The sequence below is a fragment of the Streptomyces sp. AB3(2024) genome, assembly GCF_041862025.1.
In the GTDB taxonomy this organism is placed as follows: Bacteria; Actinomycetota; Actinomycetes; order Streptomycetales; family Streptomycetaceae; genus Streptomyces.
Map to the genome: position 1 here is coordinate 1 of NZ_JBGWAB010000022.1, position 18,778 is coordinate 18,778.

The window sequence follows — 18,778 nt, forward strand, 5'->3', positions numbered from 1 at the left end:
CGGCTCCGGCGCGGCGGCGGGCGCGCCGCCCGCCCCGGGCGCCCGCTCGGCGACGGGCTGCCAGCCCGGCCCGCGGAAGACCCGCCCGGCGCGCTCGCGCCAGCTGTCGGCGGCCCGTACGTCGCGGGCGATGGCGGCGTACTCGTGGGTGGCCACGCGCAGCGGGTTGTGGGTGCCGATGTTCTTGGTCAGCCCGTAGACGGGCCGCTCGGTCTCCCCGACCCAGGACCCGAACATCCGGTCCCAGACGATCAGGATGCCGCCGAAGTTGCGGTCGAGGTAGCCGCCCTGGGAGGCGTGGTGGACGCGGTGGTGCGAGGGGGTGTTGAAGACGTACTCGTACGGCCGCGGCAGCTTCCCGATGCGCTCGGTGTGGACCCAGAACTGGTAGAGGAGGTTGATCCCGTAGCAGAAGGGGACCGCGGCCGGGTGCACGCCGAGGGCGACCATGGGCAGGTAGAACCACCAGGTGGTGGCGCTGGTCCAGGGCTGGCGCAGGGCGGTGGTGAGGTTGAACCTGCGGCTGCTGTGGTGGACCACGTGGCAGGCCCACAGGATGCGGATGACGTGGTGCAGCCGGTGCTGCCAGTAGTAGAGGAAGTCCTGCGCGAGCAGCATCAGCAGGGCGGTCCACCACAGGAACGGCACGCGCAGCGGGGTCAGTTCGTAGACGGCCGTGAAGACGGCGACGACCGGGATCTTCCAGAGCAGGTCGAACCCGATGCTGCCGATGCCCATGGTGACGCTCGTGACCGCGTCCTTGGCGTCGTACCCGGCGGCGTCCTCGTCGGGATGCAGCCGGTAGCTCACCACCTCGATGACGGTGAGCAGGACGAACGCGGGTATGGACCACAGCACGACATCGGGCAGGTTCGGCATGCCCGCACCATAGAGGCGCCCCAGGGGGCTCCGCTAGAGGTTGTTACCGATCGGTATCCGACGAAGTTACCGACGGTACCCCCATGGTGGTCCGGGCTTCGGGCGCGGCCCCGCCGGAGCGGCACACGCGGGTCCCGTTCGGCGCTCCGGCGGGCGCCCGGACGCTGTCACCAGACGCGGACCGAGGCGCCCCGGGCGAAGGCCGGGCTGGTGGCTTCGGGTGGGATGCGGGTCAGGGGTTCGGCGATCTCCGAGACCAGGGGGCCGTGTTTGGCGGCCAGGGCGTCCAGGAGGGGGAGGTCGAAGCCGTAGACGCGGGCGGCGTTGCCGCCGACCATGGCCGCGACCTCCTCCCTCGGCAGGCCCGCGTACGCGATGCGCAGGCCCTCGCGGGAGAAGGGGGTGGTGCCCTCGTCGTGGGGGTAGTCGCTGCCCCACATGATCTTTTCGAGGCCGATCCGGTGCCGCAGCGGGACCTCGTGGGGGCGCATGAAGCTCGCCCCCACGAAGCAGTTGTCCCGCCAGACCTCGCTGGGGCCCCGGCCCATGGCGTCGGCCAGGCCCGCCCCGAACTTGGCCTCCGCCGTGGCCGAGGCCGTGACGAGGCGGCCGTGGTAGTAGTCCAGCATCTCCAGGACGCCCGGGATCCAGCCCGAGCCCTGCTCCGTCAGGACCAGCTTCAGGCCGGGGTGGCGGCGGAAGGCCCCGCCGAAGATCAGGTGCCACAGGGCGCGGTGGGAGAACCAGGTGGTCTCCACCATGAAGACGGCGCGGGCCGCCGGTTCGTCCCCGAGCGGGGGCGAGGCCGAGCCGCCGTGGTGGTTGACGGGGACGTCGAGTTCGGCGCAGACGGCCCAGATCGGGTCGTAGGCGGCGGAGTGGAGCTCCGGGACGGGTGAGCCCGGAGGGACTCCGGGGAGGAGGATGCCGCCCGTCAGGCCCGCCTCCCGGGTGCGGCGGATCTCCCGGACCGCCTCGTCCACGTCGTTGAGGAGGATCTGCGCCACCCCGGCCCGCCGGCCCGGCGCGTCCGCGCAGAAGTCGGCGAGCCAGCGGTTGTGCGCCTGCAGGCCCGCCCAGCGCAGCTCGTACTCCGCGGCCGTGGGCGGCTGCGTCATCAGGGAGGCCGCGGGGAAGAACGGCGGGATGGTGTTCGGGAAGAGGACCTCCGCGACGATGCCGTCCGCTTCGAGTTCGGCCAGCCGGCGGGCCGAGTTCCAGTTGCGGTCGGCGGTGTCGGCGAGGAGGTCCTCGTACGGGTTGACGTAGTCGGCGGCCCAGGCGTCGAAGGCCTCGTGGTGCCGCTTGGCCAGGTACGGCCGGTAGTCGAGCAGGTCGGCGCCCGCGTGGCAGTCGGCCGAGACGACCGTGTAGCGGTCCCCGGTCATCAGGAGACCCCCAGCACCGGGAAGTCGCCGCCCGTCAGCCAGTGCCGGCCCGTCTCGCGCGAGCGGGCCCAGGAGGCCTCCACGGCCGCCTGGTCCGGGGACTGCCCGAGCCCGGCCGGGGTGGGGCCGATCCGGCGGGCGACCGGGGCGAGCTTCGCGGTGTCGAAGCCGAAGACCTCGGCCGCGGCCAGGCCCAGCATCCGGCGGGTCTCGGCCACCGGGATGTCGTGGAAGGTGTTGCGCAGCCAGTTGCGGGTGTCGGGCCAGGTGCCCTCGGGGTGCGGGAAGTCCGAGCCCCACAGGATGTTGTCCACGCCGATCTCGTAGCGCTGGGCGAGTTCGCGCCGCTTGGTGTTCGTGGCGCAGATGAACACCTGGCGGTCCAGGTACTCGCTCGGCGGGCGCTTCAGCTCCGCGAACGGGGAGAGCTTCTTGCCCCCGTGCGCCCCGAGGTAGAGCCGGTCCATGAACCAGAGCTGGTTGGGCAGCCACCAGCAGCCCGACTCGGCGATGCCGAACCTCAGGCCCGGGTGCCGCTCGAAGACCCCGGACCAGAGCAGGAACCACAGCGGGCGGGCCGGCCACCAGGTGACCTCGGAGACGTAGATGCCGAGGTGGTCCCCGTACTCGTGGCGCGGCGCGGCCCCCGAGTGGGTGACGATCGGCATCGCGGTCTCGGCGGCCGCCGCCCACACGGGGTCGTATCGGCGGTCGTGGTAGGGCGCCCGGTCCACCCACATGGACGGGATCATCAGGGCGCCGAGTCCGGACTCCTTGGCCCGGTGGATCTCGGCCACCACCTTGGCGGGCTCCCCGGTGATGGGCAGCAGGGCCACCCCGCAGTGGCGTTCGGGGTTCTGCGACACGAACTCCGCGAGCCAGCGGTTGTGCGCCTGCGCGCCCGCCATGCCCAGCTCGGGGTCCTGGTCGCCGGAGAGGCCGAGGCCGACGCCGAAGGGCGCGGCGGTCTGGCTGTCGACGGCATCGGCGTCGGGGAAGACCACCTCGGCGGCGACTCCGTCTCCGTCGAGTTCCTTGAGCCGCTGGGTGGCGTCCCAGCCGCCCTTGAGGCCCTCCTCGTGATCGTGGAACCACTTCCGGGCGAAGGCCTCGTTACGGACGCCCAGGCGGGTGGCCTCCTCGCGGCGGGCGTCGCGCAGGCCGAGGAACTCGTCGAACTGCGGGTGGAAGCGGGAGTCGAGGTACGGGCGGTACCGCTCGGTCGGCAGGCCCGCGTGGCAGTCGGAGGAGATGATCAGGTACGGGTCTTCGTACGCGTTCACTGCACGGCCCCTCAGTCGAGGATGAAGCTTTCCAGGTAGGCGGGGTTGGCGCGGTCGAGCATCGACCGCGACCGGGCGCGGATCTGCCGGTCGCTGTGCTCGCTCGCCGGGAGCATCCAGAACCGGTCGGCGCGGATGCCGTCGACGACGTGCTCGGCGACCTCCTCGACGGGGGTGAAGGCCACCTCGTGGCCGGCCTGCTTCATCGCGGCCTCGTACTGGTCGAGGCTGCGGTACGGGGTCCTGCGCGGCCGCTGCTTCGCGTAGCGGTCGGGCCGGTTGCGGTGGGACTCCCACAGGCCGGTGCGCAGCATGTGCGGTCCGGGGAAGAGGACGGAGGCGCCGACGGCCGCGCCCTCCGCCCGGAGGTGGGCGTACAGGGACTCGGTCATGGTGACCACGGCCGCCTTGGTCACGGCGTAGACGGAGGCGGTGGGCAGGGGGGCGATGCCGCCGTCGCCGGAGGAGGTGTTGACGACGTGCCCGGGGCCGCCGGCCTCGATCATGCGGGGGACGAAGGCCTGGATGCCGTGGAAGACGCCCCAGACGTTGACGGAGAAGGCCCACTTCCAGTCGTTGGGCTCGTGTTCCCACATCCGGCCCTCGGCGCCCGAGCCGACGCCCGCGTTGTTGCACAGCACGTGGACGGCGCCGAAGGCGTCGTAGGCGGCGTCGGACAGGGAGAGCACGGAGTCGCGCTCGCTGACGTCGACGACGCGGGCCAGGACCTCGGCCCCCTCGGCGGCCAGTTCCCCGGCGGCCCCGCGCAGGGCGCCCTCCTCCACGTCGGCGAGGACCACCTTCAGTCCCTCGGCGGCGAAGCGGCGGGCCATGGCGAGGCCGATGCCGCTCGCGGCGCCGGTGACGACGGCCACCTGTCCCGGTTCGAGGCGCATCTCAGACGCTCCCCTCGGGCGGCCCGTCGAGGATCTGCATCGGGTCGTCGTAGCGCTGGTGGACGTACGGGAGCAGGGCCTGGGCGCTGACGCGTTCGACGGCCCGGCCCTTCTGGTCGGTGGTCTTCTCGCCGATGGTGATCTCGACGACGCGGCGTACGGGGAGATCGGCCACCGGGTCGTACATCGACTCGCGGAGCACCACGTCACCGGTGATGTGCTCCAGCTTGCGGACCTTCTCGTTGCGCGTGCAGTGGACCAGCACCGGGTCGGACTCGAAGCCCGAACCGTCCACCGCCGGGAGGAACTTGAAGTAGAAGTCGGTCTTGCGGACGGGCTCGGGCAGCGGCAGCGGCCGGTCCACCGCCCCGCGCACCTCGACGAAGGCGATCCCGTGCCGGGCGAGGGCCGCCCGCACGACCAGGCCGTCGCGTTCGACGGTCACCTCGCCCAGCTTCTTGGGCTCGCCGAACACCTCGCGGCCGCCGGTCAGGGCGCGCTCGTGCGTCATCGGCATGACCAGCGGGTACCAGCCCTCGACGCCCCCGTGCCGGGCGGCGACGGCCACCGAGCCGGCGCCGAGCGGGTAGCCGGGGAGGTCGACCTTGCTGATGTTGGCCCGCACCAGGGGCCGCTCGGCGGGCCCCAGCGGGGGCGGCAGGACGGCCGCCACCACGTCAGGATCGCTCTCCCAGACGGCCACGACCCCGGTGGACCAGATGTCGGGGAGCTTCGAACTCTTCTCGCGCGACGCCGCGATCTCGGCCTCGGTGCGCGCTCCGTACCGTACGCGTGCCATGTATCGCACCCTCCTTCGGTCGGCCTGTAACACAGTTACACCGCCACCGATGAAGGGTAAAGACCCCCGCACGAACGAGAACTGACGGATCGACAGATTGGCGGACGGCCCATGGCGAGGAACCCGCTGACCCGTGAGGAGGTACTGGGGGCGGCCGCCTCACTGGTCAGACGGCACGGTCCGGCGGCCCTGACCATGCGCGGGCTCGCCGCCGACCTGGGCACGGCGGTGACCTCCATCTACTGGCACGTCGGCAACCGCGAGTCCCTGCTCGACGCCCTCGTGGAACGCACCGTCCAGGAGATGGGCGCCGTCCGCCCCGTCGGCCGCACCCCGGCCGACCGGATCCTGTCGGTGGCCCGGATCCTGCGCCGCGAACTGCGCGGACGCCCGCACCTGATCGCGATGGTCCACGAACGCGGCCTCACCGAGCGGATGTTCCTGCCCGCCCAGCAGGCCCTGGTCCACGAGGTGCACGCCGCCGGGCTGCGCGGCGCGCGGGCCGCCGACGCCGTGCGCGCGATCCAGTTCCAGATCGTCGGCTTCCTGCTCGTCGAGCGCAACCGCGAACGCTCCCCCGCCCAGTCCCCCGCCGAGGGCGACCTCTGGGACCCCGCCGCGGCCCCCGACGACCCGGCCCTCGCCCGCGCCCTGTCCCGGCCGGCCGACCCGGAACGGCTGTTCCTGCTGTCGGTGCGGGCCCTGACCGAGGCCCTGCTCGCGCGGCCGGGGATTAAGGGTTTGCCCGGCCGTCCGGGCCCGTGATGGGATCCGTGACGCGGGGGCGGCTCCGCGGCGTGCATCCTTCTCTCCTTCTACCGACGAACCCGCGCGCCCACTCTCCGCCCCCGCTTTGTCGTTCGCGGAGGGGAAATCACGCGTGTCCACCATCGAGTCCGTGCTGCTGCGCCGACTGCAGACCGTCTACGTCGACCACGTGCCCGGCCCGGACCGGGCACCGGCACCGGCACCGGCACCGGCACCGGCACCGGGCATCCGGCGGGTGGAGACCGACCTCCTCGACCGGGGCCACGCCCCGACCCCGCAGCTGTACGCGGCCCTGAACGCGCTCGGCCCCGACGAACTGGCCGCCGCCGGGGCCCGGCTGAACGCCCTCGCCGACGAGCTGCTCGGCGCCGACCGCACGCACGTCCCGCTCTTCCGCCGTTTCCCGTTCTCGCCCTCCCGCGACACCGACCGCCTCTACGTGGCCAGGGTCTTCAGCTTCCTCGCGCAGCAGCCCGCCCAGCCCTGCGTGCTGTGCGGCGAGATCGGCACCGTCCACCCCGTCTCCCCCTGCGCCCACCTGGTGTGCCGGCTGTGCTGGGACGGCGCCGACTACGCGGGCTGCCCCGTCTGCCACCGCCGCGTCGACCCCGCCGACCCCTTCCTGCGCACCGCCCCGCCCACCCCGCTCAAGGCGGCGCCGATCGGCCCGCTGCGGCTGCTGCGCCTGGGCGCCGACGCCGGGGCGGACGCCTTCGCCGAGGTCCGGGCCCTGGTCGCCCGCCGGACCCCGCTCTCCCCGCAGGACCGCGAGGACCTGACCGTCCTGCTCGCGGCCGCCCCGGCGGACCCCGGCCGGCTGCCCGCGGAGATCCCCGTACGGGAAACCAGGGCGCTGGTGCTCGCCGCGCTGCTGCCCGGAGCCGGCGACCGGGCCCCGCTGCTGCGGCATCTGACCACCGCCACCGACGTGCTGCGCCTGCTGGCCGTGCTGTCGGGCGGCGAGGCCGGGCTGCTGCCGCTGCCCCGGTTCGCGACGCTCCCCCGGCCGCTGCGCCGGGAACTCCTCGCGGTGCTCGACGCGTTGAACCCGCAGTACCTGGTCGAGGACCTGCTGCGGCATCCGGTGGCCTGGAAGCGCGCCGCCGAGAGCCTGCACCCCTTCGAGCGGCACGCCCGGCACCCGCGCGCCGCGCTCGCCTTCGCCGTGCTGCGGGGCACCACCGTGTCCCCGGCGACCGCCTTCGGCACCGCCCTGCTGGAGTCGGCCGCCGCGCACCCCGAGGCCGTACGGGTCACCGGGGACCGGATCCTGCCCGCCACCTGGGCCGGCCGGCTGGAGGGGGCCCTCGCCGCCGGGGACGCCCCGGGCGCCGTCACGCTCGCCGCGCAGCGCCCGGGTGAACTCGTACGCCGCCTCGACCACCTGCTGCGCCTGCACCCGGGCGCGGAGCCGCTGCCCGAGCTGCGGCGCGCGCTGGCGCACGCCCTGCCCGCCGTCGCGCCCGGCCCGCTGCTGTCCGCGCTCGGCGCGCTGCGGACCCGGGCCGAAGACCACGGCGGCGGCCGCCGGGTGTTCTTCCCGAACGGCCGGGTCGCCCGCGCCCAGGTGGCGCGGGAGGAGCGGGCACCGCTGCCCGCGTCCCTCGTCGGGGAGGTCGCGGCCCGGCTGGAGGCCGAGGTGCTGCGCCGGTTCGGCGCCGCGCAGGGGGACCCGTACGAGCTGGCCGTCCTCGACTCCGGGCTCGCGGAGCTGACCGTGCCCTTCGGCGAGCGAACCACCGCCAGGGCCCTGGTCGCCGTCCCGCGCGGCAGCGTCCTGCGACTGCCGGAGGACGAGGTGCTGCGGCTGTTCCTGCACTGGACCGAGCCCGAGGGCCAGATCACCGACCTGGACCTGTCGGTCGCCTTCTTCGACGCCGAGTGGCGGTTCACCGGCCTGTGCGACTACACCTCGCTGCGCCACGGGCCGCGCGGCACCGCCACCCACTCGGGCGACCTCACCTCGGCGCCCGCGCCGCTCGGCGCCACCGAGTACGTGGACCTGGACCCGGCCGCCCTCGCCCGCAACGGGGACCGCTACGCCGTCCCCCTGGTCCTGAGCTACAACAACGTGCCCTTCGACACACTGCCGGACGCCTTCGCGGGCTTCATGGGCCTGCCCGCCGACGGCCCCCGGGACGCCTCCTACGATCCGCGCACCGTGCGCCAGCGCTTCGACCTGGCCGGACGGTCGCGGGTCTGCATGCCGATGGTGGTGGACCTGGCCGCCCGGCGGGCGCTGTGGGCGGACGTGCACCTGCCCCCGTCCGGCGGTTTCCAGAGCGTGCGTTCGCACGGGGACCGGCTGGCGTCCGTGGCCCGCGACGTGTGGGAGCACTTCGGTTCGGGCACCCGTACGACCCTGTGGGACCTGGCGGTGTGGCGGGCGGCGGCCCGCTCCCGCGAGGTCGCGGTCGTACGCCGGGCACCGCATCCCGTCCTTCCCGACGAACTGTGGCTCTACCGGGCCGGGGCCGGGGAGACGGTGGCCGGATTCGCCGCCCGGGTCGCCGCACTGGAGGAGCCCCAGGAACGGCGGGAGCCCGCCGACGCCGACGCGGCCGCCGGTGAACTGGCCGCAGGGAAGCGGGTCTTCCTCGCGACCGTGCACGCGGTCCCGGCGCCGCGCGGGGCTTCGGGGGCCGCGTACCACCTCTTCCCGGGGCCCGGCGAAGTGGCGGGATCCCTCACCGCGGTGAGGGCCGCGGACCTCGTGGCGGAGCTGTGCTGAAGGGCCATCGGGCCACGGCTGTCGGTCGGGGCCGATATCCTCTGTGACCATGCTCGACGACCGTACGACCGCAGACACGACGTGGCCGACCGCGTACCCCGAGGGGTATGCGGTCGTCGACGTGGAGACCACCGGGCTCGCTCGTGACGACCGGATCGTGTCCGCGGCCGTCTACCGGCTCGACGCGCGGGGCGAGGTGGAGGACCACTGGTACACCCTGGTCAACCCGCGCCGGGACCCGGGGCCGGTCTGGATCCACGGGCTCACCAGCGAGATGCTCGCCGACGCCCCCCTCTTCGAGGACATCGCCGAGGAGTTCGCGGAGCGGCTCGCGGACCGGGTGCTCGTCGCGCACAACGCCATCTTCGACTGGCAGATGATCGCCCGGGAGTACGCGCGGGCCTCCCGGACCGCGCCGGTGCGCCAGCGGCTGTGCACCATCGCCCTGTCGAAGGAACTGGGCCTGCCGCTGCCCAACCACAAGCTGGAGTCGCTCGCCGCGCACTACGGCGTGGTCCAGCAGCGCGCCCACCACGCGCTGGACGACGCCCGGGTGCTGGCGGAGGCCTTCCGTCCGTCGCTGTGCACGGCCGCGCGGGGCGGCGTACGGCTGCCCCTGCTGGAGTGCCGTCCGCTGACGGAGTGGTCGGACTCCCCCGCCACGCCCCGGATCGGCTACCAGGCCTCGTACGGCGGCTCCGGCACCTGGCGGGCCTCGCGCAAGCGGCCGCCGTGCCCGTACCCCAACCCGGGGCGCTTCGAGGACGGCACGCCGCTCAAGCAGGGCATGCGGGTCGCTTTCTCCGGTGACACCTCGGTGGACCGGGAGCTGCTGGAGGACCGGGCGGTGGAGGCGGGCCTGCACATCGCGACGAGCGTGTCGCGGCTCACCAGCCTGCTGGTGACCAACGACCCCGACTCGGCGACCTCGAAGACGGTCAAGGCGAAGGCCTTCGGCACCCCCGTGGTGGACGAGGCGGCCTTCACCCAGCTGCTGCGCGACGTGGCGCCCGCGCAGGAGTGCTAGACCGTTGCTCCGGCCGGGTGCGTGGGCCGCGACTCACCCCGGTGGATCTTGTTCCGGCCGTCCGTCGTGCGCAGCATGCGGCGCATGGCACGTTGTGAGGTCTGCGGAAACGATTACGGCATGTCCTTCGAGGTGCACGCGCAGGGCGCGGTGCACGTCTTCGACTGCTTCTCCTGCGCCATCCACCGCATGGCGCCCATCTGTGAGCACTGCCGGGTCCAGATCATCGGGCAGGGCGTCGAGGTCCAGGGACAGTGGTACTGCGGCGCGCACTGCGCCCGCGCGGAGGGGAAGGTGGGCATCACCGACCGCGTCTGACCCCCGCTTCCCCCCGTCGTCCCGACCCCGGATGGCCACCCGGCCACCGGGGTCCCCGTCGCTGCGGGTACCGTCGTGGGCGTGTACCGCTTCGTCCTGACCCGGCAGTGGGTGTGCCTCACCCTCATCGCCCTCGTCCTCATCCCCGCGATGATCAAGCTGGGGTTCTGGCAGTTCCACCGCCACGAGCACCGCGTCGCGCAGAACGAGCTGATCGCGAAGAACCTGTACGCGAAGCCGGTGCCGATGACCGGGGTCACCTCGCCCGGCCACACCGTCCCGAGGGCCGACTACTGGCGCGCCGTCACCGCCACCGGCACCTACGACCCGGCGCACGAGGTGGTCGTGCGGATGCGCACCTCCAACAACGACAAGGTCGGTTTCCAGGTCGTCACCCCGCTGGTGCTGGCGGACGGGCGGGCGGTGCTGGTCAACCGCGGCTGGGTCGCGGGCGGCGACGACCCGCGCGCCTATCCGCCGGTGCCGGCCGCGCCCGCGGGCGAGGTCACGGTCACCGGGCGGCTGAAGGCCGACGAGACCAGCGGCGACAGCGGGATCAAGGACCGCAAGGGCCTGCCCGACCGCCAGGTGATGCTGATCGACAGCGGGCAGCAGGCGGCCGCCCAGGGCCGGCCCGTCCTCGGCGGCTACCTGGAGCTGACCGCCCCGCTCCCGCCGGGCGGCAGCCCGGAGGCGGTGGCCGAGCCCGACCACGACTCGATCGGCCCGCACATGGCGTACGCGATCCAGTGGTGGCTGTTCGCGGCGGCGGTACCGGTGGGCTGGGTGGTCCTGGTGCGCCGGGAGAAGCGCGACCGCGAGGAGGCCGCAGCGAAGGCCGTGCCACTGGAGCCCGCTCCGGCGTAGCGTGACCCGCATGGATCTTGGACTGAAGGACCGTGTCTACGTAGTCACCGGAGCCACCCGCGGGCTCGGCTTCGCCTCCGCGCGGGAACTGACCGCCGACGGGGCGAAGGTCGTACTGACCGGCCGGGACGAGAAGCGGGCGGCGGAAGCCGCCGCCGAACTCGGCCCGAACGCGCTGGGCCTGGCGGCGGACAACTCCGACCCGGAGGCGGCGGCCCGGCTGGTGGCCACCGCCAGGGAACGCTTCGGCCGCTTCGACGGCATCCTCATCAGCGTCGGCGGACCGCCGGCCGGCAGTGCGGCGGACAACACCGACGAGCAGTGGACGGCGGCCTTCGAGTCGGTCTTCCTGGGCGCGGTCCGCCTCGCCCGCGCGGCGGCGGACGCCCTGTGCGAGGGCGGTGTCGTCGGTTTCGTGCTGTCGGGCTCCGTCCACGAGCCGATCCCCGGCCTGACCATCTCCAACGGCCTGCGCCCCGGGCTCGCGGGCTTCGCGAAGTCCCTGTCGGTGGAACTGGGCCCGCGCGGGATCCGCGTGGTCGGGCTGCTGCCGGCCCGGATCGACACCGACCGGGTCCGTGAGCTGGACGCGCTGTCCGGGGACGTGGACGCCGCCCGCGCGGGGAACGAGTCCCGGATCCCGCTGCGGCGGTACGGGACGCCGGAGGAGTTCGGGCGTACGGCGGCCTTCCTGCTGTCCCCGGCCGCGTCCTACCTCACCGGGGTGATGCTCCCGGTGGACGGCGGCTCGCGCCACGGCTTCTAGCCGCGCTCCCGGCGGGCGCCCCGTCAGGTCACGCGCCGCGCGTGGTGGGAGGAGACCTCCAGGCGGGCCTCCGCGGGAAGTTCCGGGAGGCCCGCCGAGGTCCGGGCGTGCGTGAGGACGGGGCCCGCGAGCCCGGCGAGCGCGTCGGCGGGCACGGCGTGGGGTTCCAGCTCCAGGGCGATGCGCAGGGCCGGGGAGCCCCGCCGGCCCCGGAGGGCGACCTTGCACCCGGCGACCCCGTCGAGCGCTCCCGCCTCGGCGGCCACCGCCGCTTCCAGCGTGCGGCCCCGCAGCAGGGCGGACGCCCCGTCGCCGGTGTCCACGGACAGCGCCGGGAGGCGGGAGCGCCGCAGCTGCGCCAGCAGCCACCACAGCGCCAGCAGGACGCACACCGCCAGGGCGGCGAGGAGCGCCCACCACCACCAGCCCTCGGGGTGCCCGTACCGGTGGCGGGTCTCGGCCGTGAGCAAGGGGGCGTGCCGGCCTCCGAGCGGCCGGGAGCCGGTCAGCAGGCCGACCCCGGCCGCCAGCAGGACCAGCCCGGTCAGCCCCAGCAGGATCCGGTTCACCGCTCCGAGCATCCGCTCACCTCCTGACCCTGACCCGGGGCCGCGGCGGGTGCGCGAGGCCCAGTTCCTCGATGCCGACGGCGAGCACCGCGTCGAGGTCGGCGCGTACGTCGTCCAGTTCGCGGAAGTGCGAGGTGGCCCGGATCCCGACGCGGCCACGGCCCATGCGCACCCGGACCGAGCGCACCCCGGAGACCTCCATGGCGCGGTCCCGCAGCACCAGGGCGGCGGCCTTGCGCCGGATCCCCGCCCGCACGCCCGGCTCGGCCCGCATCGGCAGCAGCCCGCGCACTCCGGGGGCGAGGGCCAGCAGCAGGAGGACGGCCCCGGCCAGTGCGAGGAGCGCGCCGGCCACCAGGACCCCGGTGTCGGCCGGGGCGTGCCGTTCCAGCTGTCCGGCGAGTTCGCGGCGCCAGCGCATCGCGGGCCGCCCGGAGCGTACGGCGGCCAGGTCGTAGAGGAAGAACCCGGCGGCCACGAGCACCACCAGCGCGGTGAGCCCGGCGGGGATCCGCCGGGCGGAGCGGAAACGGTGCGGGGTCGTCACCGCAGCCGCCGGTTCCGTCCGGCGGAGGCCGGCCGGAGCTGCGCGGGGTACAGGCGTTCGATGTCGATGTCGACCTCGGGGACGGTCATGCCGGCGCACTCCTCGACCCGGAGGGTGACCCTCCGGCGGATGTCCGCGCACTGGGTGGCGAGGTCGGAGGGGTAGGCCAGCTCCAGGCTGACCCGTACCCGGGCGATGTCGTGGTGGACGGTGACGGCCGCGTGCGGGGCCTGTCCGGGCAGGACGTCGAGGGCCTCCCGGGCGGCCTGGGCGGCGATCTTGGCCACGACCCGGTCGGCGATGCGGGTGGCCCCCCGCTCGGCGGGCGGCACCCGCGGCGGCACGGCCCGGGGCGCGGGGGTGCCCGGATCGTCGCTCATCGGGGTCCGCGCCGGTCGTCGCGGCCGCGCGGGCGGAACAGGTCGCCGGCATCCAGGTCCCCGTCGAGGAACCGGCCGACGACGAAGCCGACGGCGCCGAGCGCCGCCACCAGCAGGAAGGCCCCGAAGCCACCGAAGTAGCCGGCGAAGCCGAGTGCCATGCCGGCCAGCAGGCCGGCGACCGCCATGCTCATGTGCGTCGCCCTCCCGTCTAGTGGAGCCGGGGCTCCGGCTCCTCGTCTTCCTCGTCGGGCAGTTTGACGTCGCCGACCGCGATGTTGACCTCGACGACCTCCAGGCCGGTCATCCGCTCGACCGCCGAGATGACGTTCTCACGCACCGCCCGGGCGACGTCACGGATCGACACGCCGTAGTCGACGACGATCTCCAGGTCGAGGGCCGTCTGGACCTCGCCGACCTCGGCTTTCACCCCGCGGCTGACGGCGGACTTGGCCCCGCCGGGCACCCGGTCGCGGACCGCCCCGAACGTACGGGAGAGGCCGCTGCCGCTGCCTAGGGCGTGGACGCCGAGCACCTCGCGGGCGGCGAGCCCGGCGATCTTCTCGACCACCCCGTCGGCGATGGTGGTGCGGCCGCGGTCGGCGGGGGCCCTGCCGGAACCCCCTGATGCGGATTCGGTCATCGCTGGTCCTTTCGCGCCGTGCGGACTGCGGACTCCTGTCCACCGTAAGCGCCCGGGCGCGCGAACGCGCCGGGACTACGCCCGTCGGGGGAACCGTGTGTGCGGTTCCGGCCGACCGGGCGGTCCCGGCGCGTGGTGACGTGCGGTGGCGCGGAGCGGCGGGAGGGCCGACCCGCCGGTACGGGGTTCGTCCGGGTCAGTCGGAGAGGCCCGCCAGGTCGCGCAGGCGGCGGGCCTGCGCGGCCCGCTCGGCGGCGCGCTGGTCGTCGTAGGGGCGGGAGGTGGCCGCGCGGAGCAGGGCCTTGGTCTCGATCACTGCGTCGCGGGGCGGTGCGAGCAGTGCGGTGCCGAGGTCCTGGACGGCGGCGTCGAGCTCGTCGGCCGGTACCACCAGGTTGGCGAGGCCGACCCGTTCGGCCTCCTCTGCGTGCACGAAGCGGCCGGTCGCGCAGATTTCGAGCGCGCGGGCGTAGCCGACCAGTGCGGTCAGCGGCTGGGTGCCCGCGAGGTCGGGGACCAGGCCCAGGCTGGTCTCGCGCATGGCGAACTGCACGTCGTCCGCGACCACGCGCAGGTCGCACGCGAGCGCGAGCTGGAAGCCGGCGCCGATCGCGTGCCCCTGCACGGCGGCGATGGAGACGATGTCATTGCGCCGCCACCAGGTGAAAGCCTCCTGGTACTCGGCGATGGTGGAATCGAGGGTCTCGTCGGAACCACGTGCCAGATCGAGGAAGGACGGCTCGCCCTCGAAGCCTTCGGGGGTGAACGCCTGCCGGTCGAGCCCTGCGGAGAAGGACTTGCCCTCGCCGCGCAGCACGACGACCCGGACGGTGCCCGGCAACGACCGTCCGGCCTCCGCCAACGCCCGCCAGAGCGCGGGGGACTGGGCGTTTCGCTTGGCCGGATTGGTCAGGGTCACCGTGGCGAGCGCGTCGTCGATGGTGAGCCGTACGCCGTCCTTGTCGAGCAGAGCCATCTGGTGCCTCCGGTGTGCAGTCGTGGCCGCGTACTCGGCCTAAGTGACTGCACAGTAACCACCCGGTCGGCCGCGGGGCCGACCGGGGGTCACCGAAGAACCGTGCGTGGAGCCGCACGAAGCTGTCGCGCGCCTCCGGCGCCGGCCTCGGCCTGACGGCCAGGGTCAGGCCGCAGCCGCCTTCTTGCCGCGCGTCGCGCCACCGCGACCACGCAACGTGACTCCGGACTCACTGAGCATCCGGTGGACGAATCCGTAGGACCGGCCGGTCTCTTCGGCCAGCGCCCGGATACTCGCACCGGAGTCGTACTTCTTCTTCAGGTCTGCCGCGAGCTTGTCGCGCGCGGCGCCGGTAACCCGGCTGCCCTTCTTCAGAGTCTCGGCCACCCGTGCCTCCTCGTGGGAAGTGCGCTCTGGACTTCTCATGATCACCCCTCCCCGGCTTCCTGGCCACCCATTCAGCAAGGTCGGTACGACGGCATTTCCCGAGGGGTGGACGCCCGAGCAGAACGGAATCTTCTCTTCCGCCGCATGACCTCCGTCACACTTCTCCGCCGCCGAGGGGAATCACCAGGTCAGGGGCAGGACGCGGAAAAAAGTCGGCCCCGGCCGCGCCTCGGGGAGGCTGCGGCCGGGGCCGTCGAACGGGGCGCGACGGTACGAGACCGTCTCACTCAGATGATGGATCACGCCTGAGCCGAATGATCCATAAGGAACTGGATCAGCGGGCCGGGTACCCGTCAGGCGAGGGCGACCAGGTCCCGGTAGTCCGGTCCCCACAGGTCCTCGACCCCGTCCGGCAGCAGGATGATCCGCTCCGGCTCCAGGGCCTCGACCGCGCCCTCGTCGTGGGTGACCAGGATGACCGCGCCCTTGTAGGTGCGCAGCGCCCCGAGGATCTCCTCGCGGCTGGCCGGGTCGAGGTTGTTGGTGGGCTCGTCGAGCAGCAGCACGTTGGCCGAGGAGACGACCAGCGTGGCCAGGGCCAGCCGGGTCTTCTCGCCGCCGGAGAGCACGCCCGCGGGCTTGTCCACGTCGTCGCCGGAGAACAGGAAGGAACCGAGGGTCTTGCGGACGTCGACCAGGTCCAGGTCGGGCGCCGAGGAGCGCATGTTCTCCAGGACGGTGCGCTCCGGGTCCAGGGTCTCGTGCTCCTGGGCGTAGTAGCCGAGCTTGAGGCCGTGGCCGGGGACGACCGTGCCGGTGTCCGGCTTCTCGGTGCCCGAGAGCAGGCGCAGCAGCGTGGTCTTGCCGGCGCCGTTGAGGCCGAGGATGACCACGCGGGAGCCCTTGTCGATGGCCAGGTCGACGTCGGTGAAGATCTCCAGGGAGCCGTACGACTTCGACAGGCCCTCGGCGGTCAGCGGGGTCTTGCCGCAGGGCGCCGGGTCCGGGAAGCGGAGCTTGGCGACCTTGTCGGAGACGCGGACGGCCTCCAGGCCGGAGAGCAGCCGCTCGGCGCGCTTGGCCATGTTCTGGGCGGCGACCGTCTTGGTGGCCTTGGCGCGCATCTTGTCGGCCTGCGAGTTCAGGGCCGCGGCCTTCTTCTCGGCGTTCTGGCGCTCGCGCTTGCGGCGCTTCTCGTCGGCCTCGCGCTGCTGCTGGTAGAGCTTCCAGCCCATGTTGTAGACGTCGATCTGGGCGCGGTTGGCGTCCAGGTAGAACACCTTGTTGACCACGGTCTCCACGAGGTCGACGTCGTGGGAGATCACGATGAAGCCGCCGCGGTAGTTCTTGAGGTAGTCGCGCAGCCAGACGATCGAGTCGGCGTCCAGGTGGTTCGTCGGCTCGTCGAGGAGCAGGGTGTCGGCGTCCGAGAAGAGGATCCGGGCGAGCTCGACGCGGCGGCGCTGACCGCCGGAGAGGGTGTGCAGCGGCTGGCCCAGGACGCGGTCGGGCAGGCCGAGGGCGGCCGAGATGGTGGCGGCCTCCGCCTCGGCGGCGTACCCGCCCTTGGTCAGGAACTCCGTCTCCTGGCGCTCGTACTGCTTCATCGCCTTGTCGCGGGTGCCGCCGCTGCCGGTGGCGATGCGCTCCTCGTTCGCGCGCATCTTCTTGATCAGCACGTCGAGGCCGCGGGCGGAGAGGATCCGGTCGCGGGCGAGCACGTCGAGGTCGCCGGTGCGGGGGTCCTGCGGCAGGTAGCCGACCTCGCCGGAGCGGGCGATGGCGCCCGCCGCGGGCTGGCCCTCGCCGGCGAGGCACTTGGTGAGCGTGGTCTTGCCCGCTCCGTTGCGGCCGACGAGACCGATGCGGTCGCCCTTGGCGACGCGGAAGGAGGCGGACTCGATGAGGATGCGGGCGCCGGCGCGCAGCTCGATGCCGGTGGCGGTGATCACGGAAATACTCCAGGGCGGTGGGGACGGCGGAAGGGGGGCAGGACGCGCGTTGCTTCGACGCCGCTAATCCGCGAGGAGATTTGCCATGGGTTCATTCTACCGGGGGTGCGCAACCACTTTTCGGGGCCTCCCGTCGCCCGTTCGGCCCCGGGACGCCACCGGGGCGCCTGGGCGCGTATCAGGATGAAGGGGTTGATTCTCGCCGCAGGGGCGGCCATGGGACGCGAGGGCGGTGCGGTATGCAGTTCGACGACGACGCCAATCTGGACACTTCCGAGGTCAAGGACGTGCGCGGGAGCCGCATCCCGGGCGGGAAGGCCACGGTCGGTGGCGGGATCGTCGGGTTGATCGCCCTGGTGCTGGGCCTGCTCTTCGGGGTGGGTCCGGACCAATTGGGACTGTCGGACGGCAGCCCGCAGCCGGTGTCGACCTCGTCCTCGGCGGCCCAGGTGCAGCAGGTCTGCAGGACCGGGAAGGACGCGAACACCCGGGAGGACTGCCGGCTGGTCGCGGTGGTGAACAGCACCCAGGACTTCTGGAAGCAGGAATTCCAAAGGCGCGGCGGACAGTACGCCCCGGCGGCCACGGTCTTCTTCACCGGCCGGGTGGACACCGCGTGCGGCGCGGCCACCTCGGCGGTCGGCCCCTTCTACTGCCCCGCCGACCGGCAGGTCTATCTGGACCTGGGCTTCTTCGACGAGCTGCGGACGAAGTTCGGCGCGAACGGCGGCCCCTTCGCCCAGGCGTACGTCGTCGCCCACGAGTACGGCCACCACATCCAGAACCTGACCGGAACGCTCCAGCGGGCCCAGGACGGGCGGCAGGGCGCGAACAGCAACGCGGTCAAGGTCGAGCTCCAGGCCGACTGCTACGCCGGGGTGTGGGCGCGCAACGCGACGAGGACCCCGGACAAGTCGACGGGGAGGCCGCTGATCACCAGCCTCACCGACCAGGACATCAGGGACGGCCTGGACGCGGCGGCCGCGGTGGGCGACGACCGGATCCAGGAGAAGTTCCAGGGCCGCGTCACCCCGGAGTCCTGGACCCACGGCTCGGCCGAGCAGCGCCGGCAGTGGTTCTACCAGGGTTACCGCACGGGCGACATGGCGCAGTGCAACACCTTCCGCTGACTGTCGGTGGCGCCTGCCATGCTGTGCTGCGAGTCACACGCGCACGTTCCTGAGAGGGAGTGATCGTCATGGCAGGCGTTCCGACCGTCTTTCCGACCCTGCTCTACCGCGACGCCAAGGCGGCGATCCGGCAGCTGACCGAAGCGTTCGGATTCACCCAGGTGGCGGTGTACGAGGGCGACGACGGCGCCGTGATGCACGCGGAGCTGGCGTACGGGAACGGGGCGGTGATGCTGGGCAGCAAGGGGCGCGGCGGCGCGTTCGACAAGGCCATGGAGGGCGCCGGCCCGTCGGGGGTCTACCTGGTGGTCGACGACGTGGACGCCCATCACCGCCGGGCCGTGGAGCACGGGGTGGAGATCCTGATGGAGCCCACCGACCAGGACTACGGCTCGCGGGACTACATGGCGCGGGACGCCGAGGGCAACGTCTGGAGCTTCGGGACGTACGCGCCGCAGGTCTGAGCCCGCGG

General features: G+C 73.3%; 21 protein-coding genes. 8 read left to right on the forward strand and 13 right to left on the reverse strand.

The window, feature by feature from the left end; all coding sequences use genetic code 11:
- From ACEPPI_RS12260 to ACEPPI_RS12280, 5 genes are all read right to left on the reverse strand, one after another.
- The coding region (locus ACEPPI_RS12260) for a sterol desaturase family protein (protein ID WP_373915256.1) at positions 1-879 on the reverse strand (879 nt) is incomplete at its 3' end.
- A gap of 167 nt (positions 880-1,046) precedes the next feature.
- Positions 1,047-2,267 carry an amidohydrolase family protein gene (locus tag ACEPPI_RS12265; protein ID WP_373915257.1) on the reverse strand — a complete coding sequence of 407 codons (1,221 nt, stop codon included), beginning with the start codon at positions 2,265-2,267 and terminating at the stop codon, positions 1,047-1,049.
- Positions 2,267-3,550 carry an amidohydrolase family protein gene (locus ACEPPI_RS12270; RefSeq protein ID WP_373915258.1) on the reverse strand — a complete coding sequence of 428 codons (1,284 nt, stop codon included), beginning with the start codon at positions 3,548-3,550 and terminating at the stop codon, positions 2,267-2,269. The genes ACEPPI_RS12265 and ACEPPI_RS12270 overlap by 1 nt, the downstream gene beginning before the upstream one ends.
- A gap of 11 nt (positions 3,551-3,561) precedes the next feature.
- Positions 3,562-4,446 carry an SDR family NAD(P)-dependent oxidoreductase gene (locus ACEPPI_RS12275; protein WP_373915259.1) on the reverse strand — a complete coding sequence of 295 codons (885 nt, stop codon included), beginning with the start codon at positions 4,444-4,446 and terminating at the stop codon, positions 3,562-3,564.
- Position 4,447: 1 nt separating this feature from the next.
- A complete protein-coding gene (locus ACEPPI_RS12280) occupies positions 4,448-5,245 on the reverse strand; it encodes an acetoacetate decarboxylase family protein (RefSeq protein WP_373915260.1) in 798 nt (265 codons plus the stop codon).
- Between the two features lie 111 nt (positions 5,246-5,356).
- Between ACEPPI_RS12280 and ACEPPI_RS12285 the strand changes: the two genes are divergently transcribed.
- From ACEPPI_RS12285 to ACEPPI_RS12310, 6 genes are all read left to right on the forward strand, one after another.
- Positions 5,357-6,010, forward strand: coding sequence for a TetR/AcrR family transcriptional regulator (locus ACEPPI_RS12285; RefSeq protein ID WP_373915261.1), 654 nt, complete (start codon positions 5,357-5,359; stop codon positions 6,008-6,010).
- Between the two features lie 115 nt (positions 6,011-6,125).
- A complete protein-coding gene (locus ACEPPI_RS12290) occupies positions 6,126-8,744 on the forward strand; it encodes an MXAN_6230/SCO0854 family RING domain-containing protein (RefSeq protein WP_373915262.1) in 2,619 nt (872 codons plus the stop codon).
- 49 nt (positions 8,745-8,793) lie between these two features.
- A complete protein-coding gene (locus ACEPPI_RS12295) occupies positions 8,794-9,771 on the forward strand; it encodes a DEDDh family exonuclease (RefSeq protein ID WP_373915263.1) in 978 nt (325 codons plus the stop codon).
- An 84-nt stretch (positions 9,772-9,855) separates the two neighbouring features.
- A complete protein-coding gene (locus tag ACEPPI_RS12300; protein ID WP_373915264.1) occupies positions 9,856-10,089 on the forward strand; it encodes a hypothetical protein in 234 nt (77 codons plus the stop codon).
- 81 nt (positions 10,090-10,170) lie between these two features.
- On the forward strand, positions 10,171-10,956 hold the full coding sequence (locus tag ACEPPI_RS12305) for an SURF1 family protein (RefSeq protein WP_373915265.1): 786 nt from the start codon (positions 10,171-10,173) through the stop codon (positions 10,954-10,956).
- A gap of 10 nt (positions 10,957-10,966) precedes the next feature.
- Positions 10,967-11,722 carry an SDR family oxidoreductase gene (locus ACEPPI_RS12310; RefSeq protein ID WP_373915266.1) on the forward strand — a complete coding sequence of 252 codons (756 nt, stop codon included), beginning with the start codon at positions 10,967-10,969 and terminating at the stop codon, positions 11,720-11,722.
- 23 nt (positions 11,723-11,745) lie between these two features.
- Here ACEPPI_RS12310 and amaP read toward each other — a convergent pair whose 3' ends face one another.
- The 8 genes from amaP to ACEPPI_RS12350 form a co-directional block, all read right to left on the reverse strand.
- Entirely contained in the window at positions 11,746-12,303 is a 558-nt protein-coding gene (amaP, locus tag ACEPPI_RS12315) for an alkaline shock response membrane anchor protein AmaP (RefSeq protein ID WP_373915267.1), read from the reverse strand.
- A gap of 4 nt (positions 12,304-12,307) precedes the next feature.
- Positions 12,308-12,937, reverse strand: coding sequence for a DUF6286 domain-containing protein (locus ACEPPI_RS12320; RefSeq protein WP_373915268.1), 630 nt, complete (start codon positions 12,935-12,937; stop codon positions 12,308-12,310).
- Positions 12,835-13,218 (reverse strand): Asp23/Gls24 family envelope stress response protein, encoded by a 384-nt coding sequence (locus ACEPPI_RS12325; RefSeq protein WP_373915269.1) that lies wholly within the window; start codon positions 13,216-13,218, stop codon positions 12,835-12,837. The genes ACEPPI_RS12320 and ACEPPI_RS12325 overlap by 103 nt, the downstream gene beginning before the upstream one ends.
- Complete coding sequence (locus ACEPPI_RS12330) at positions 13,215-13,412, reverse strand: hypothetical protein (protein ID WP_356214064.1); 198 nt, start codon at positions 13,410-13,412, stop codon at positions 13,215-13,217. The genes ACEPPI_RS12325 and ACEPPI_RS12330 overlap by 4 nt, the downstream gene beginning before the upstream one ends.
- 17 nt (positions 13,413-13,429) lie before the next feature.
- On the reverse strand, positions 13,430-13,861 hold the full coding sequence (locus ACEPPI_RS12335) for an Asp23/Gls24 family envelope stress response protein (protein ID WP_373915270.1): 432 nt from the start codon (positions 13,859-13,861) through the stop codon (positions 13,430-13,432).
- A gap of 196 nt (positions 13,862-14,057) precedes the next feature.
- Positions 14,058-14,837, reverse strand: coding sequence for an enoyl-CoA hydratase/isomerase family protein (locus ACEPPI_RS12340; RefSeq protein WP_373915271.1), 780 nt, complete (start codon positions 14,835-14,837; stop codon positions 14,058-14,060).
- Positions 14,838-15,002: 165 nt separating this feature from the next.
- Positions 15,003-15,224: a helix-turn-helix domain-containing protein gene (locus ACEPPI_RS12345; protein ID WP_007263382.1), complete on the reverse strand. Its 222-nt coding sequence runs from the start codon at positions 15,222-15,224 to the stop codon at positions 15,003-15,005.
- A 353-nt stretch (positions 15,225-15,577) separates the two neighbouring features.
- Positions 15,578-17,176 carry an ABC-F family ATP-binding cassette domain-containing protein gene (locus tag ACEPPI_RS12350; protein WP_371679140.1) on the reverse strand — a complete coding sequence of 533 codons (1,599 nt, stop codon included), beginning with the start codon at positions 17,174-17,176 and terminating at the stop codon, positions 15,578-15,580.
- A gap of 239 nt (positions 17,177-17,415) precedes the next feature.
- Between ACEPPI_RS12350 and ACEPPI_RS12355 the strand changes: the two genes are divergently transcribed.
- Entirely contained in the window at positions 17,416-18,306 is an 891-nt protein-coding gene (locus ACEPPI_RS12355) for a neutral zinc metallopeptidase (protein WP_373915272.1), read from the forward strand.
- 68 nt (positions 18,307-18,374) lie between these two features.
- The gene (locus ACEPPI_RS12360) at positions 18,375-18,770 is read left to right on the forward strand and encodes a VOC family protein (protein WP_373915273.1); all 396 of its coding nucleotides are present in this window, start codon (positions 18,375-18,377) and stop codon (positions 18,768-18,770) included.
- Positions 18,771-18,778: the final 8 nt, after the last annotated feature.